20 protein-coding genes are annotated in these 14,852 nt (G+C 52.3%); 16 read left to right on the top strand and 4 right to left on the bottom strand.

Going from position 1 to position 14,852, the window contains the following annotated elements; genetic code table 11:
* Positions 1-50: 50 nt before the first annotated feature.
* The 4 genes from ACFO1S_RS20075 to ACFO1S_RS20090 form a co-directional block, all read right to left on the bottom strand.
* Positions 51-1,244, bottom strand: a complete 1,194-nt coding sequence (locus ACFO1S_RS20075; protein WP_465251302.1) for a tyrosine-type recombinase/integrase — start codon at positions 1,242-1,244, stop codon at positions 51-53.
* A 194-nt stretch (positions 1,245-1,438) separates the two neighbouring features.
* Positions 1,439-1,861, bottom strand: coding sequence for an ImmA/IrrE family metallo-endopeptidase (locus ACFO1S_RS20080; RefSeq protein WP_378127430.1), 423 nt, complete (start codon positions 1,859-1,861; stop codon positions 1,439-1,441).
* 16 nt (positions 1,862-1,877) lie between these two features.
* Positions 1,878-2,315 (bottom strand): helix-turn-helix domain-containing protein, encoded by a 438-nt coding sequence (locus ACFO1S_RS20085; protein WP_204601328.1) that lies wholly within the window; start codon positions 2,313-2,315, stop codon positions 1,878-1,880.
* 608 nt (positions 2,316-2,923) lie between these two features.
* Positions 2,924-3,079, bottom strand: coding sequence for a hypothetical protein (locus ACFO1S_RS20090; RefSeq protein WP_204601329.1), 156 nt, complete (start codon positions 3,077-3,079; stop codon positions 2,924-2,926).
* 94 nt (positions 3,080-3,173) lie between these two features.
* Between ACFO1S_RS20090 and ACFO1S_RS20095 the strand changes: the two genes are divergently transcribed.
* The 16 genes from ACFO1S_RS20095 (at position 3,174) to ACFO1S_RS20170 (ending at position 14,848) form a co-directional block, all read left to right on the top strand.
* Positions 3,174-3,446: a hypothetical protein gene (locus ACFO1S_RS20095; protein WP_204601330.1), complete on the top strand. Its 273-nt coding sequence runs from the start codon at positions 3,174-3,176 to the stop codon at positions 3,444-3,446.
* 79 nt (positions 3,447-3,525) lie between these two features.
* Positions 3,526-3,732: a hypothetical protein gene (locus ACFO1S_RS20100; protein ID WP_204601331.1), complete on the top strand. Its 207-nt coding sequence runs from the start codon at positions 3,526-3,528 to the stop codon at positions 3,730-3,732.
* A 32-nt stretch (positions 3,733-3,764) separates the two neighbouring features.
* Positions 3,765-3,983, top strand: a complete 219-nt coding sequence (locus ACFO1S_RS20105; protein WP_204601332.1) for an ABC transporter ATP-binding protein — start codon at positions 3,765-3,767, stop codon at positions 3,981-3,983.
* 12 nt (positions 3,984-3,995) lie between these two features.
* The gene (locus ACFO1S_RS20110) at positions 3,996-4,250 is read left to right on the top strand and encodes a hypothetical protein (protein ID WP_204601333.1); all 255 of its coding nucleotides are present in this window, start codon (positions 3,996-3,998) and stop codon (positions 4,248-4,250) included.
* Positions 4,247-5,005: a spore protease YyaC gene (gene yyaC, locus ACFO1S_RS20115; RefSeq protein WP_378127434.1), complete on the top strand. Its 759-nt coding sequence runs from the start codon at positions 4,247-4,249 to the stop codon at positions 5,003-5,005. Before ACFO1S_RS20110 ends, yyaC begins: the two co-directional genes overlap by 4 nt.
* A gap of 456 nt (positions 5,006-5,461) precedes the next feature.
* A complete protein-coding gene (locus ACFO1S_RS20120) occupies positions 5,462-5,791 on the top strand; it encodes a hypothetical protein (RefSeq protein ID WP_204601334.1) in 330 nt (109 codons plus the stop codon).
* A 1-nt stretch (position 5,792) separates the two neighbouring features.
* Positions 5,793-6,782 carry a hypothetical protein gene (locus tag ACFO1S_RS20125; protein ID WP_204601335.1) on the top strand — a complete coding sequence of 330 codons (990 nt, stop codon included), beginning with the start codon at positions 5,793-5,795 and terminating at the stop codon, positions 6,780-6,782.
* Complete coding sequence (locus ACFO1S_RS20130) at positions 6,783-7,973, top strand: metallophosphoesterase family protein (protein WP_204601336.1); 1,191 nt, start codon at positions 6,783-6,785, stop codon at positions 7,971-7,973. It begins immediately after the preceding gene.
* A gap of 181 nt (positions 7,974-8,154) precedes the next feature.
* Positions 8,155-10,689, top strand: coding sequence for a sbcc family protein (locus ACFO1S_RS20135; protein ID WP_204601337.1), 2,535 nt, complete (start codon positions 8,155-8,157; stop codon positions 10,687-10,689).
* 219 nt (positions 10,690-10,908) lie between these two features.
* The gene (locus ACFO1S_RS20140) at positions 10,909-11,121 is read left to right on the top strand and encodes a hypothetical protein (RefSeq protein WP_204601565.1); all 213 of its coding nucleotides are present in this window, start codon (positions 10,909-10,911) and stop codon (positions 11,119-11,121) included.
* Complete coding sequence (locus tag ACFO1S_RS20145; protein ID WP_378127437.1) at positions 11,118-11,384, top strand: hypothetical protein; 267 nt, start codon at positions 11,118-11,120, stop codon at positions 11,382-11,384. The genes ACFO1S_RS20140 and ACFO1S_RS20145 overlap by 4 nt, the downstream gene beginning before the upstream one ends.
* A complete protein-coding gene (locus ACFO1S_RS20150) occupies positions 11,381-11,533 on the top strand; it encodes a DUF6906 family protein (RefSeq protein ID WP_378127439.1) in 153 nt (50 codons plus the stop codon). The genes ACFO1S_RS20145 and ACFO1S_RS20150 overlap by 4 nt, the downstream gene beginning before the upstream one ends.
* Positions 11,534-11,544: 11 nt before the next feature.
* Complete coding sequence (locus ACFO1S_RS20155; protein ID WP_204601339.1) at positions 11,545-12,501, top strand: hypothetical protein; 957 nt, start codon at positions 11,545-11,547, stop codon at positions 12,499-12,501.
* Positions 12,488-12,838, top strand: a complete 351-nt coding sequence (locus tag ACFO1S_RS20160) for a hypothetical protein (RefSeq protein WP_204601340.1) — start codon at positions 12,488-12,490, stop codon at positions 12,836-12,838. The genes ACFO1S_RS20155 and ACFO1S_RS20160 overlap by 14 nt, the downstream gene beginning before the upstream one ends.
* Positions 12,835-14,304, top strand: a complete 1,470-nt coding sequence (gene dnaB, locus ACFO1S_RS20165; RefSeq protein ID WP_204601341.1) for a replicative DNA helicase — start codon at positions 12,835-12,837, stop codon at positions 14,302-14,304. The genes ACFO1S_RS20160 and dnaB overlap by 4 nt, the downstream gene beginning before the upstream one ends.
* A 127-nt stretch (positions 14,305-14,431) precedes the next feature.
* Positions 14,432-14,848: a RusA family crossover junction endodeoxyribonuclease gene (locus ACFO1S_RS20170; RefSeq protein WP_204601342.1), complete on the top strand. Its 417-nt coding sequence runs from the start codon at positions 14,432-14,434 to the stop codon at positions 14,846-14,848.
* Positions 14,849-14,852: the final 4 nt, after the last annotated feature.

A 14,852-nucleotide genomic window follows, 5' to 3' on the forward strand; every position in this document is an offset into this window, starting at 1 on the left:
CGCAAACGACAAAAACCCCAGTATTATAGCAGTCTCCGGGCATTTATTGATCAATTAGCCCCACTTGTAGCCCCACTTGCCCCAAATGTCAGAGTGCTTCCGAAAGCGGATACGGCCATCAATTCATATTCCTTGAAAGAATGTGAGTACACTTTTAGGATCACGGCTACCGTGTTGCCCAGACGTTTAGCAATTGTCTTGACGGGTATTCCTTGATTAATCAAGATGGTTGCATGCGTGTGACGAAGTCCGTGAGGAGATATTTTATTTACTGGCGTTTTCTGGTCAGTAAGAACCTTGTGCACACGATTGAAAGAGTAGTGAGGCATGTTTTCTGCGATAGGCACCCCATCTTGGTAAGAGATGAAAATGAGGTCATTCTTCTTGTCCACTTTCAGGCCGAACGAGAATTTCTTCTCCACACACCAACGTTGATAAGCAAGAAGTTGATCGACCAACAATTTATCAATCGGGATCATGCGATAGCTGTTTTTCGTCTTGGGCGGCCTGCACCCATGCCGATCACGAGTCCAGTCAACGGTGAGTGTTTTATTCTCAAAGTCGATGTGTTTCCATCGCAATCCAAGCGCCTCACCTTTTCGAACGCCGGTAAAGGCGAGTAATAAAATGAGTGTGTAGTTCGTGATATTCTCATGTTCTTGTGCCGCTTCTAGAAATAAATCCAACTCGGATGCCGTAAGGACATTCTCAAGTTCGTCGTCGATCTCGACAGAGACTTTTCGAAATCGATTCCGGGGAATAATCTCATCTTCTACAGCAGCGTTAATAGCGATTTTAAACAAACGATGAAACAATGCTACTGTGCTATCGGCGTACTTCTGTTTGAGGACATTGATGTACTCTCGGATATACGTCGTCTTGTCCAAAGAAATGAGCTTATATTTGCCGAGCAGTGGCTTCATTTGTAACTCGATTGCATTTTTACGCTGCAGCCTAGTAGTGATTTCCCAACTACTGTTGTATGTTTCGTACCAAATGTCCAGCCACTGGGATACTGTCATCTGGCTATGCTCGACCTGCTTGACTTGCCCACGCAGCAAAGTGGCCTTAACCTCAATAAGCGCCTTCAGCGCAGCCTTGTCCGTCAAGAAGGAGCTTTTCTTCTTTTCCTTCCTTTTACCACGTGCATCATTATACTTGTGGCGATACATAAATCGTTTCTCGCCATTCTTCAATAGATAATAGTAAATTTCATCGTCAATCTTCGACTTATGCAATTTCAAATTTACCATCCCTTTAGACGTGGGTAGACGCATTTGGGGGATTGGTTTGTTCAAGCCATGCGCCCGCGAAGTGTGCGGACGTAACAATTTTTTAACTAATCACCTCCGTAAAGGGAATGTATGTTCTGTATTTGTGTATGATGAACCGCCTCGCGGCGGGGAAGCGCGAGTTGATCTATGTATTGAGTTGATGATCATCTTGGTATCTTCTTGAGGTACGCCAGTTCAACCGGTACTCCGGAAACTGTGGCTGCTTCGTAAATCGTTAATCCGTCCAGAAGGAGATCATCCTCGATCAGTAGTTCGACAGCAAATTGGTTTGCTTCCCGTTCGATGCGCTCGATCGAATGCAGCGTGTTAGATCGTAGAAAGGGTACATTGACATTCGGATGCAGAATACGATGACCTAGTTCATGAGCAATTACAAAACGTTGAAGAGCTTCATTCAAGTTGGCGTTCACATGAATCATCATGGTTCTTCGGCTGGAATTGAAATAGCCCCAAATGTTTTTAAAATTCTCGTAGAAGATTAAGATTTGCTTTTGTGAAGCGATCTGAAGTGGGTCGTTGGTGTCGTATTTATCGGCTATTCGCTTCACCATGCTCTTAATTCGCACGATGATCCCCTCGCTGTTAGTTTCTGTATTTCTTCGGTGTGAATTTCTTCTTGGCCATCTGTCTTGCAACAATCAAAGAGTTCTCCAACGAACGACGAAGAAGCTCGCGATCCTCGTCGTCAAGTGGTTCGCCGTGGAAGGCCAATGCTTCCTTGCTGTCCAGGTCGGCCATAATCCGTTCTAAGTCTTTGGCGATATCACGCTCGTCCTTGGAAGTGAGTGCATAGTAGGGTTGGGTTTTATCGTTTGACCAGTTTTCTGGATCTGCGAGTAATTCCGGAGGAACATCTAGAACCTTACATATTAATAAAAGGTTATCAATAGATGCGTTCGACAGATCACGCTCAATCATTGATCTGATCGTCGTATACGGGACACCCGAGGCTTTAGCTAAGCTCATGTTATTGAATCCCTTTTCTGCGATCACTTTAGATAGAAACTCACCGCGCTTCATCTCTTTCCACCTTCCGAATATCCAATATTACGATAATCCGTAATTTAACTTTAATTTAGCATCCGAAATAGCATTTGTAAAGCGGGAAAGTGCGATATAAAGTAACTTTCTTTCTCATACCTGTTGACAAGTTGCTTTTTGTCGTATATATTCAGAGCACACCTACGATATATAGTAACAAAGGGGTGATGAAATGTATCCTAACTTAGATGCCGAAATGGCAAGGCGTGGGTTAAAGAGGAAGGACTTAATTGTAATTTTTAAAGGACGTAGTGCAACGGTGTCCGACAAACTCAACGGAAAATCCCCCATGTTGATTGACGAAGCAAAATCGATCCAAACTATGTTTTTTCCGGATTTTACTCTCGACTACTTGTTCAAAAAGACGGATGCAGAGGTTAGCTGACTCTTTAACGTAGAAAAATTATGAAACATGAAACTCTAGACTGACGAGGTCTGTTGGGGAAACGAGGTGAGAGGGTGGACAAGCGAGCGACTGTAATTGAAGCCTTAGAGGATTGGGTCATACACATCATTTCAAAAAAAGAACTAGCAACTCCAGAAGAGATTACGGCTCTTCCGGAAGTTGCTAGGCTCTTACTCGACAATTACTCTTTTCCTTTTTCGTCCGTCAAAAAAGAATAGATTTCTTGCATGAAGTAATTGACTTCTTCAGGAGTAATCCATTTGTCAGTTGATTGGATGTTGATCTTCGCTAACTCAACCGCCGTTTTTATGGCAAATTCCTTATTAGTTTTTAACATACGTTTTCACCTCCTTTCTCGAATGGATAGTCTGGATAACTACCATTTTACCCGAGGAGCAGGAAATATTCGACAGAAAGCGAGGTGAAACCTATTGATTCCCGCCGCCAAGGTTCACATCGAAGTCGATCAGAAAGAAATTGCGCGGATTATTGAGGAACAAATCAGCAGACAGGTTCATCAGCAATTGTTGCTCCTGGACATTAACAAAATCGCCGAATTGACATCAATGTCCGTGCGATATCTGGAAGATGAGATTCTATCTGATCCGCGTGTTCGGATGTATGAGCGAAAGAAACAACGTAAACGCTGGTGGCTGGCCCAGCCGACGTTGAAAGCAATCGAAGAAATTGTTTCGAATTGGTAGCCAAATAAAATGCGTGGGTAGACGCAAAGGGACTTATTGTGCACATTTCTGTCAGTTAAATGAAGGGAGGTGAGCAAGGGTGCAAATGAGCGTATTGGTTGGCAAGCCGATTATTCGCGAGACAGCGGACATGCTGATTGTCCAGGAGGGTGATCGGCTCGATAGCTACAATCGCAAGTATTATCGGCAAGTCGGCGATACCGGGGAGCCGGTCGCGTTAGTCATCACGCGAAAATTGCCAGTCCGGATCGTAACCGGACTGCACGGTGTACTGGTGCCGGTCTAATCTTTCAAATTAGCAGAATGGAGTGCGAAGCGATGAACGCAGCTGAGGAAATTCAGGAATCGGTGCTGGCATCCTGCAGGCGCCAATTGATCGAAGAGGGCAAGTTGGTACTTACGGATGCGGGATATCAGTTGACGGAACTGGGGCAGAAAGCTGTTCAGAAGGAGTTCCGACGCTACGAGTTCAGGCCGGCGATGCTGGTCATGATCGAAACTTACGTGCTTAATCTGCACGAATGCCCGAAGTGGTAGGAGGGAAGCCATTTGTTACCTCTCCAGGAACGAATCGACGAGCTCGACGGTTGGCTGACGTTGACGGTAGTGCATCCGGAATGGTTCGCAAATGCGCGACGGGTGCAGCGGGGAATTGAAAGACGCATTGCGCTGCTCGAGCGCTTGCAGCTCGCAGAAATAAAAAACAGCCGCCTGGCGGGGCGACTGAATTCAAAGGCAAATCAAAATGTAGTTGTTCCTATTGTACCGCAGTGGAGACGCGTAGGCAAGGAGGAGTCAACGTGATCGAGGCAATGACGAAATTGGCAAAGGAATATTCACCGGATCAGATCACCTTCTTCTGCATCGGCACTGATCGATCGACCGGGGATGCGTTCGGCCTGCTCGTTGGGTCTCGTTTAACAGAACTCGGATATAACGTTGTCGGCACCTTGGATGATCCGACTCATGCCGAAAATCTGATGTTGCGGTTGCTTGAAGTTCCTGAGGGGCACGTGGTCGTCGCGGTTGATTCATGTCTGGGGCACCCTTCAAATGTTGGTTGTGTTCGCTTCAAATCAGGTCCGCTGCGTCCCGGCGCGGGGGTCGGAAAGAACTTACCGTCGGTCGGTGATTACAGTCTCATTGGCATTGTTAATGTCGGCGGGTTTATGGAATATCTTGTTCTGCAGAACACAAGGCTGAGTCTTGTCATGCAGATGGTACAGCAAGCAGTTGAAATAATTTCTGCAGCGATTCCGCTGCCATCTAATGCCGCCGAAGTTGCGGCCACAACGGAGGATTTGAATATGAAAGCAACTGGAATTGTTCGCAAGATGGACGAGCTTGGACGTGTGGTGCTGCCGAAGGAACTGCGGCGCACACTGGGGATTTCGGAAGGAGATCCGCTTGAAGTCTTTGTACAGGGGGAATTGATCCTACTGCGCAAGTACGTCCCGGGCTGCATCATAACGGGGGCGCTTGATGATCTGATCGAATTTCAAGGCAAGCAGTTCAGCCGAACTGCAATTGGGGAGTTAGCCCGGAAAGCCGGCGTGTAATTCGGACAAGCCTACCGGCCGGGGCAATCGGCCGGTAGGGCTGTCAGCCATATCCGCAGACGTGCGAGTGGGCCTCTCCCAGGCTCGGGGTCAGTAGCTCGTGCGTTTCCAGATGCGGCTGACGCATCAAGCGATCGCTAGAAGTCGTTGTGATCGCCCAAATACATACGGAAGGAGGGATGGCATGGGCGAAGCTGCTGAAGCTGTGTTGGATGGGCTGTATTGCCAAGTCTGCGGTGATCTGATCGACGGTGAGGAGCCGGGGTATCCGCGGAATTGTGATGGTTGCGAGGAATGAAAAATAGCCCGTTGCAGCGGGCTATCCGAAAAACCAAATCTGCCGCCATTTTACCATGATGGCGGCTCCCCTACAAGGTTTCAATCCACATTCTTCATGTGAGGAACTACTATGTCATCCATATAGCATAGCTATCAATGATAATCCAAGGAGGACTTATGGACAAACAATCGATTATCAATCGCCTGCTGACCCTGCCGACGGAAATTTCCGAAGCGGAGGAAGTCGTTCTTCAGGCAAATGGACGGCTCGTTGTGGCGAAGGAATCCCTGCAAGCAAAGGAGGATTCTTTGCTGCTCGGAAACGTGATCGACGGCAAGAACGCTGAAATTCGTGCAGCTCAAATCCGCCAGTACACGGAGCATGAGCGCGAAGCGTTGTCCGACGCTGAACTGAACTTGAAGAATGCGGTTGCTCGGCTTGGTAAGGTGCGCGACGAGTTTCGCGCGCTCCGTGCTGTGGCCGAACTCATGAAGGAGGCGGCTTAATTTGTCCGAGGGAAACCTTTCCGTTCTGCCTCAGTCCTCCGGCGGTAACGCCGGAGGTGGGGCGATTGTCGATCTCGAATTCGGCAGCGTCGCCGACTTTAAGCGGAGGCTGACCGACATGAAAGCCAAATACGATTTTCTACAAGAGTTCTTCAAAACGATCATGGTCAAGGATGAGGACTTTGGCGTTGTCCCCGGGACGCAGAAGCCGACGTTGTACAAGCCGGGCGCAGAAAAACTTTGCGAACTCTATGGGTTCGCAGCGATCGTTAAGAGTAAGGAAGAAGAACGTGATTTTGAAACAGGTTACTATCGCGTCAATCATACTCTGCAGCTCGTTCACCGCGCATCGGGGATTGTAGTCGGTGAGGGCGTGGGCGAGTGCAGCACGTTCGAGTCGAAATATCGTTACCGTTGGGTGAGCGAGAACAAGGTTCCAACGCACTTGGAGAAGGCTGACCTTCTCTTCGAAGAAAAAGAGGGTCAGTACGGAAACTACAAACAGTACCGCATTCCGAATGAAGACTTGTTCTCACAGTGGAACACGGTGCTCAAGATGGCCTATAAAAGGGCCTATGTGGGCCTGACGTTGCAGTGTACCCGGTCCAGCGGCATCTTCACACAGGACGAAGGCGATATGGACGAATATGCCGATGTGCCCGAGGAAGATCGTAAAAAGGCCAAGGGGCGAACGGCCAACGCGAACAGTGGGCGATTTCAGGGTGGTGCCCATCAAAGCGGTGGCCGTTCCGGTAGCGGCCAGCCTACCGGGACGGTTCAGAAGAACCGTGTCTTGAAGCTTATGAAGGATTTTGAATTGGGCTGGGATGGATTGGCTGAGGCAGCCAGTATGGCGCTCGGGCGGCAGATTGTGAAGGTAGTCCAGGATGTCAAGGCGGAGGCCGAGTGGAAGAAGGTCGGCGACTTCCTTGAACAAAAACCGGACGGGGGCGCTGGCTTTGACCCCGCTGATCTGCCGGAGGACCTGTAAATGAAGATTGCACATGTTGCAGATAGCCATTGGGGCTTCGGGTATCCCGGCCCCACACCGGCATCGCGCTTCGAAGACATTACCCGGACGATGAATTGGGTGGCTGATCGCATCATCGATGAGGGGTGCGAACTGGTGCTGTTCTCCGGCGACGCATTTAAGGATTCCCGAGTGTTCATCGACCGGGCGACGGCGGAGATTCAGGCATTTGTCGCCTGGCTTCGTCGGTTCTCCGAAGCCGGGATTGAGGTCGCCGTTACCAGTGGTACACCGTCGCATGACGCAATCAGTGCCTATCATCTGATTCGCGAGATGCAGATTCCACGCGTACAAGTCCTAACGGAGCCAGGGATTGTTTCGCTTCCGAGCGACGGAGAGGTGATTGTCGCCTGCCTTCCGGGCATGAACCGCTCGTCGTTCGCACTGCAAAACGACTTCGCTGGGCTTCCGCCGCACGAGTTTCATTCCAAGATGACGGATTGGATCACGGCGACGTGTCGCGAGCTTCGTGCTCAAGTCGGCGGAGCGCCCGTCATCCTCATGTCCCATTTGACCTACGACCTTGCTGATACCGGCTTCGAAGATGCGTTGCTCCAGAACGAACCGATCCTAACGAACGAGGCGGCCCGTATGTTCGATCTCGTCTGTCTCGGCCACATTCACCGCCCGCAGTTCGCAGGCAGCAACGTCTACTACAGCGGAGCTCCAGAGCGACATAACTTCGGTGACGAGCATACGACTCCAGGTTTCTGGATTCATGATTTCGACGGGATTAATCTTTCTGGTCCCATTGAAGGCGTGAAATCGCAATTTATTGAAACGCCGGCGCGCCGATTTAAGACGATTGACTGGTGCGATATGGATGTGGCCGCCTGGTTGGATGGCCAAGTAGATGACTTTGCTCACGTCCACGACGCAATCATCCGGGTGCGTTATTCCTGCAGCGAAGAGTTGCAGAAGCGGTTCGATCGGCGCTCGCTTGAGCGGGCGCTATACGACGCCGGTGCGTTTTTCGTCGCGGAGATCCGCGCGGAGGTTGAGCGCACGGAGCGTGTCCGGGACGCCGAGGTGACGGAGGGGCTGACGCCGCTCGCGGCGCTGGCAGCTTGGGCTAATAATGAAGGGATTTCCGAGACGGAGAGTGTTGAACTGCTGGCCATAACGGAAGCACTGATGGGGGTGGGGCTGTGAAGATCGGAACGAAGGTAGTTATAGTGAATTGTTTCGAAGCGCGGAAATACCCGAATAAAGTCTGGACGATTCGGAGCGAGCCGTGGGAGCTTGGAGATGGCCAAATGGTCGTGTTGCTCGAAGGCAAGTCTGGTGGCTTCGCTGTTGACTGCTTGAAAGTGGTAGAGGGGGCACCTCCAGTATGATTCCTATTCGCCTCATCATTAACAATTTTAGAGCCATCGAGCACGCCGACATTGATTTGTCGGCGGTTTCCTTGGCCGCGATCGCCGGTCGCAACGGGGCGGGCAAGTCATCCGCCTTCACGTTGGCGCCGCGCTTCGCTCTCTTTGGCGACGTGATCAGCGGTGTCAGTTTGGACGCCCTTGTCCGCAGTGGCATGTCGGAGATGTCTGTCACCTTCGAATTCGAGCACCAAGGCAGTGTGTTCCGGGCGATCCGGACCCGTAGCACGAAGGGAAAAGGTAAATCGACGCTGGAGTTTCAACAGCGTGTTAGCGATCGATGGGAGAGTCGGTCCGCGGAGAAGATTACTGACACCGAAGCTGTAATCCGGTCCCTTCTCAATCTCGACGACGAGACGTTTACGGCCAGCTCCATGATCCTGCAGGGTCAGGCCAACGCCTTTACCGGTGCAACTGCCGGCACGCGTAAGGAAATCCTGTCGCAGATTCTTGGGCTCAACATTTATCCGGAGCTGCAGGAGCGCGCCCGCCAGCGGGCCGGCTTGCTGAACATCGAAATCGAGAAGGCGAAGGACAAGCTGCTGACACTGGATGAACGTCTGGCCGGCCGAGTAGTGAAGGAAGTGGAACTGCGGTCGCTGGAGTCGCAGCACAGCGATGTGTTGGCGGCTGTTGTGCAGGCTGAACATCAGGTTAAGACGGCAGAGTCAAAACTTGCCGTACTCGAGGTCAAGCGAACCCGCATCGAGCAAATCGACCGCGATCAGGCCGTCATCAGCGACGAGATCGCGACGTTATGGACCGAGCATCTCGGACACACTGGTCGCCTTGAACGATCGGAGAAGATATTGGTCAATGAAACAGCTATCTTGGCCAAGTCCACGGAATTGGAGCAAATCAACCATCGGATTACTTCTCTCGAGTCCCGGAAGCCCGAGCTGGAGAGATTGAGGTGTGATCTGGCGGGGACGGAAGCGGAACTGGTCCAGTTGGGCGTAGATATGGGGACGCTGTCCAGCAGGATTTCGACGTTGCAGCAGCAACTCGCCGTGCGGGAAGCGCTCCGGCAGCAAACGGAGGCATTTGAAACGGAATCTCAGCGTCTCCGAACCTTCGAGGATAAGGCTGAACGGTGGAATTTGTTACAGGGTGAACTGAGCACACTTTTTTCGCAACGTGATCGCGAGGAAACCCGAATAAACCTCGAAAAGCGAAGTTTGTCAGACAAGATCGCCGCGCTTGAGCAGCAGGAGGTACACATCCACGACAACGGCTGCTTGCCGACATGCAAGTTTCAACAAGCGGCCGCAGCAGCCGTCGCGGAACTGCCGAAACTTCGCCGGAGCTTGGAAGAGTTGGACTGGTCGTTGCTCAATCAATTGGTGCAGTCGATAGCGGAAAAGCAGACCGAGCAGTTGGAGATCGACTACGATTTTGCCGCCCATCGTGCTTGCAAGGTCCGAGTGGATGAGCTTCGGGAAGCTGCCATCAAATTCGCCCAGCTCGCCGGCAAGGATGAGTTGCTGCAGCAATTGGAGCGGCAGCATCTCGAGCAGCAGGCTCGGAAGACGGCGAGCGAACAGCGACAGCAAGACCTTCAAGGGCAGTTGACTGCGGTTGACGCCGCTTTGGCGCCGCTGCTCAATCTGACGGCGCAGGCAACCGAATTGCAGCGCTGGGCACGGCTCAAGGATGAAATCGGTGCGGCCCGAACGGATGCCACCAACGCACGCGAGCGCATCGCGGCAATCGATCGGGAGCTCGCCAGTAAACAGGAACGACGGGATGGGCTTGAGCAAGAGCGTAAAGATCTCTTCCTCGATACGCTGGAATACGATGTGTTGCAACTCGATCTTGGTCGCTTTCAGGTGGCGCAGCAGCAGCGGCGGAGGGAACAGGCGGCGCTGGTCGAGCAGATCGGCGGCATCAAGGCGGTCCTGACAGCGCTCGACGCCGACCAGCAGGAACGTGACCGGATCTCCAGCGAGCTCGAGCCGAAGGCATTGCGTTGGGTCCGTTACCAGACGCTCATCAAGGCGTTCGGCCGCGATGGAATCCCGGCGCTCATCATCGAGAACGCCGTACCGCAGCTCGAGCGCATCGCCAACGAGATTCTCGGGAAAATGTCCAAGGGCAAGCACTACGTCCGCTTTGAGACGCAGCGAGAACTCAAATCTCGCGCCGGCGTATCCGAGACGCTGGACATCATGGTCGGAGACTGGACGGCAGAGCGGCCATACGAGACGTTTTCAGGCGGCGAGCAGCTCCGTATTGACTACGCGATTCGCTTCGCGCTGGCCGAACTGCTTGCGCAGCGCGCCGGCAGTAAGGTCGAATGGCTGACGATTGACGAGGGACTCGGCTCCCAGGATGCGGAGCACCGCGCGCTTGTTCTCGACTCTATCAAATCAGTGGCGAGCCGGTTTAAGAGAGTTCTCGTCATCACCCACATCGAGGATGCCCAGGCTGCATTCGATCAAGTGATCCGCTTCGATAACGCGGATGGCGGGGTTGAGGTCTGTGTCGCATGATTCAGCGGGGCCGGTTGGCCCAGTGTATGACGATGACGGTATACTCTTGACGCAGTCCGGCATTTCGGAGCGTGTATGGGCGCTGTATCATACGGATCCAGCGGCCTTCCGGCGGGAAGTCAAAGCTTACTTCGCGCTCGGGTATCCGGGTTGGGTAGCACGTAAGGTGTCCTACAAGCAACGGATTATCTGGATACGAGACGATAGGGGGCGAACCATTTGACGGTGGAGCAGCTTTTGCTATTTTCAGAACCGTCCGGGCCGAAGATCATCGTTGTTCGTCCCATCGTCCTCAATGGATTTTATTATGAGCAGAGCAGCCATAAATTCGTTTCCTTTGTTCAAGGCCGGCGCTATTACGAGATTCTCGCGTCCCGGTGCAAATTTGATAGGGATTGGCAGGACAAAATTAAGAGGGAGCGATCGATTTGACAGAAAAAATGAGGGTCATGGACAAGTGGTTGGAAGAGGCATTAGCAGAGGGTGAAGAGGCCGCCAAGGCCCATCTGAACGCGGTTGCACGCATTGTCGGCGGCCACATTGCTAGAATAAGCGAGCCGAATGCTGTCCCTCCTACAATTGCCCGGACCGTTGAGGAGATGGGGAAGGGTGTTACTGCGGGGATGCTGCTTCATCACGGAAGCGCCGGTGTCATGACCGTTGAAATGCATAGTATCTCTCGGAGTGGCCGATGAAGCACGGCAAGCGCCCAACAAGGCGGCAAGCGCTTCAGATTAAGGCAGCTGGACTTAATGTGGATAATTGGCTGGTAGCCAAGAGTCTGCCGACGCAATTGCACCTCATCCATCGTTATACGAGCACGATCAAGATAATTGCAATATAGGGGTTGAGCGGATGCCTCAGACCAGCTATCCGTTTCCAATGTACTCCGGTCTATTGGAGCCAGGACATTACAAAAATATAGGCAGCGCGATCTGGCTTTTCCTGTGGTGCGTCAGCGCGACGACAACGGAGAAGGAGAAGGATGGAATCGTCTGGGGCATCGTCCTCGGGAACAAGCCAGTTAAAACGGAGGAACTCGCTGCTCGCTTTGAAGTGAGCGACCGTACCATTCGCGACTGGCTGAAGGTGTTGAAGGATCACGAGTACATTCGCGTAACTCGCGCCCCTTCCGGGCTGATTTTGACAGTTCGAAAGTCTAAGAAGTTCCTTCACAGACCGGAAGAAAACTTCCGATCTGATCGGCAGAATTCTTCCGATCACTCGCCCGGAAATGGGGGTGATCGGAAGAAAAGTTCCGATCACTTTGCAGAGAGACCGGAAGAAAACTTCCGATCCAATAAAGATATTATAGCCTTTAAAGATCTTGCTGTTGTTGTTGTAGAAGATGATGACCCTAGTAAATCTGATGACGAGGGTATGCTGTTACCCAGGCATGGTGCCGCCCCCGCTGCCGCTGCTGACCCGGATGCCGACTCCGGGCAGTCAGGAGTATCGTTCACAGATTATCGTCGGATCATCACCGACAAGTTTATTTCCCGCCGAGCGAAGGGGACGTTTCTGTCTCCGAAGGACGAGTCTGCGCTTGATGAGATCGTCGCTTGCAAAATCCCCCTCGATACCGTCTTGCGAGGGATCGATAAGGCATATGACGAGTACAAGCCAAAGCACTATCGTGATGCGGTTCGCACACTGGACTTTTGCGTCCCAATCATCCTTGATCTGCATGTATCAGAGCAGCGAAAGCGTGAAACGTCAATAACGAAAACGCCGCGCAAGTCAAAGCAGCAACTGGAACTTGAAGACTTGCGGCGAAAACGAGAGGAGGCGCGCCAACGTGACCAGAGATGAGCTTTACGAAATTTTCGAGGAGATCAAGTCTGAGTATCCCTTTTTCGACGTGGGCGAAGAAAACTTCGAGCGTCATTGGCGTTATCTGCAAGATTTTTCATTCGAGGACGCACTGGCCAACGTTATTCAACACATCAAGACGACTCCTCGAAGACAGCCGGGCATCGGAGACATACGTGGCCAATTGGGTGACATGGTGGACAGTCAACGGAGCAAGGATGAAACGGCTACCTATTTCGGTAAGCTTGAGCAATGGAGCCGTAATAGCAGTCCGCCGCCGCCCGGGTTCATGGATGAGATCAGGGCGAAGGTGATGGGAGACACGGGTACGGTATGAGCATGATGGACGAATGGATGGACATGCCGGCGCCGGTAGACATGGAGGCAGAGCTTTCTGTTCTTGGTGCAGTCTTGCTTGAGTCCGAGTCATTTGTTACAGCTTCGGAAATTCTGCGTCCAGAGTGCTTTTACAGCGTCGCGCATCAGCGGATTTTTCAGGCAATGGCCGCGCTCAGTGAAGACGGAGAGCCAATCGACTTGACCACGTTGACCGCAAAGCTCCGGGACAGCAAGCACTTGGGTGAAGGTATTGACGTGCTTTACCTGACGCAGCTGGCCCATGCGGTTCCGACTGCAGCAAACGTGTCGTTCTACGCTGAACGTGTGGCGGAAGTGTATCGGCGTCGGAAGGCGATCGAGGTATCCACGAAGATCATGCGCAAGGCCATGGATCAGCCGGAGTCGGGCGAGTTTCTCTCAGCGCTGGAGACGGAGTTGACGGTGCTGGTCGAGCAATCGGCATCGAAAAAAGAGTTCCGGACGGTTCGTGACGTAGTCATGGATGTCATGGAGGACGCCGAGCACCGTTTTGTCAATCGCCAGATTAACCGTGGCGTAACCGGCATAGCTTCGCAATTTCCTGATCTTGATCGGATGACAGCGGGTTTCCAGAAGGGCGACCTGATCATTGTTGCAGCCCGACCATCAGTGGGCAAGACGGCTTTCGCGCTGAACATTGCTCAGAATGTAGCGGTGAATAGGGTAACGGACAACGACGTGATAGAGCTAGGGAAATCGGTGGCCATCTTCAGTCTCGAAATGTCTGCGGCACAACTTGTTCAGCGTATGGTATGTGCGCAAGGCAATATCGACGCAAGCCGTATGCGGACGGGCTACTTCGAAGGTGATGATTGGGAGAAGATGTCTCACGCTGCCGGAGAGTTAGGGTCGGCCAACATTTTCATCGACGACACTCCTGGCATAAGGGTTAACGAGATTCGTGCTAAGTGCCGACGGCTGAAGAAGGAAAAAGGGCTGGATATGATCTTAATCGACTATCTACAGCTTATCCAAGGCAGCGGCCGCAGCGGTGTGAATAGGCAGGAGGAAGTCTCTCAAATCTCCAGGACTTTGAAGCAGATTGCACGAGAACTAGAAGTGCCGGTCATTGCGTTGTCCCAGTTGTCGCGGGGGGTTGAGCAACGGCAGGACAAACGACCGATGATGTCCGATCTCCGGGAGTCTGGAGCCATCGAGCAGGACGCCGATATCGTTGCATTCTTGTACCGGGACGACTACTACGACAAGGAGAGCGACAGGAAAAACGTCATCGAGATCATCATCGCCAAGCAGCGGAACGGTCCGGTCGGTACGGTGGAGCTGGTATTCCTGAAGCAGTTCAACAAGTTCGTCAGTTTGGACCGCACATACAGCACCAATCCAGAGCCACCAGATCCGGGGGCGCCGCAGAACAGAGGTGGCCGCGTTCCAGATATGTATCGGAGGGGGAACAAAGGCGCATGAAGCCACAGCGAATTGACAATCTGTATCAAACCAAGCGCCGGCAGCTCATTTGGCACCGCGGCCGGATTGTCGGTGAAGTTTACACGCTGCCGCGGCGGCGGCGCCAAGGAAGGAGACTCGCAAAGAGATGATCGAGTTTACCGTTTTTGGCGAGCCGGTCGCGCAAGGGAGACCTCGTGCGAGTACTAAGAGCGGCTTTGTTCGGATGTACGATCCAGCCAAATCGCGAGACTACAAGGACTATGTCCGCCTTGCAGCTGCCGAGTACGCGCCTGCCAAACTCTTGGAAGGCCCACTGGCCGTCATGGTTATCGCATATCGCTCTATTCCCAAGAGTTTCAGCAGACGAAAGGCGACCGCCGCAGAAGCTGGTGAGATTTACCCGACCAGCAAACCGGATGCTGATAACTACCTTAAAGGCGTGAAGGATGCCTTGAAGGGCGTTATGTGGGTGGACGACAGCCAAGTCGTAGATGCTTATGCCCGCAAGCGTTATAGCTTTAAACCTCGCATAGAGGTCAAAATCAGACAAATGGGAGCGTGAATAG

The organism is Cohnella boryungensis, assembly GCF_042651945.1.
In the GTDB taxonomy this organism is placed as follows: domain Bacteria; phylum Bacillota; class Bacilli; order Paenibacillales; family Paenibacillaceae; genus Cohnella; species Cohnella boryungensis.

Excerpts from the sequence above, each read along its gene's own strand:
- ACFO1S_RS20090 (WP_204601329.1), bottom strand. The coding sequence starts at position 3,079 with ATGTTAAAAACTAATAAGGAATTTGCCATAAAAACGGCGGTTGAGTTA.
- ACFO1S_RS20150 (WP_378127439.1), top strand. The coding sequence starts at position 11,381 with ATGAAGCACGGCAAGCGCCCAACAAGGCGGCAAGCGCTTCAGATTAAG.
- ACFO1S_RS20105 (WP_204601332.1), top strand. The coding sequence starts at position 3,765 with ATGAACGCAGCTGAGGAAATTCAGGAATCGGTGCTGGCATCCTGCAGG.
- ACFO1S_RS20135 (WP_204601337.1), top strand. The coding sequence starts at position 8,155 with ATGATTCCTATTCGCCTCATCATTAACAATTTTAGAGCCATCGAGCAC.
- ACFO1S_RS20155 (WP_204601339.1), top strand. The coding sequence starts at position 11,545 with ATGCCTCAGACCAGCTATCCGTTTCCAATGTACTCCGGTCTATTGGAG.
- ACFO1S_RS20120 (WP_204601334.1), top strand. The coding sequence starts at position 5,462 with ATGGACAAACAATCGATTATCAATCGCCTGCTGACCCTGCCGACGGAA.
- ACFO1S_RS20170 (WP_204601342.1), top strand. The coding sequence starts at position 14,432 with ATGATCGAGTTTACCGTTTTTGGCGAGCCGGTCGCGCAAGGGAGACCT.
- dnaB (WP_204601341.1), top strand. The coding sequence starts at position 12,835 with ATGAGCATGATGGACGAATGGATGGACATGCCGGCGCCGGTAGACATG.
- ACFO1S_RS20130 (WP_204601336.1), top strand. The coding sequence starts at position 6,783 with ATGAAGATTGCACATGTTGCAGATAGCCATTGGGGCTTCGGGTATCCC.
- ACFO1S_RS20085 (WP_204601328.1), bottom strand. The coding sequence starts at position 2,315 with ATGAAGCGCGGTGAGTTTCTATCTAAAGTGATCGCAGAAAAGGGATTC.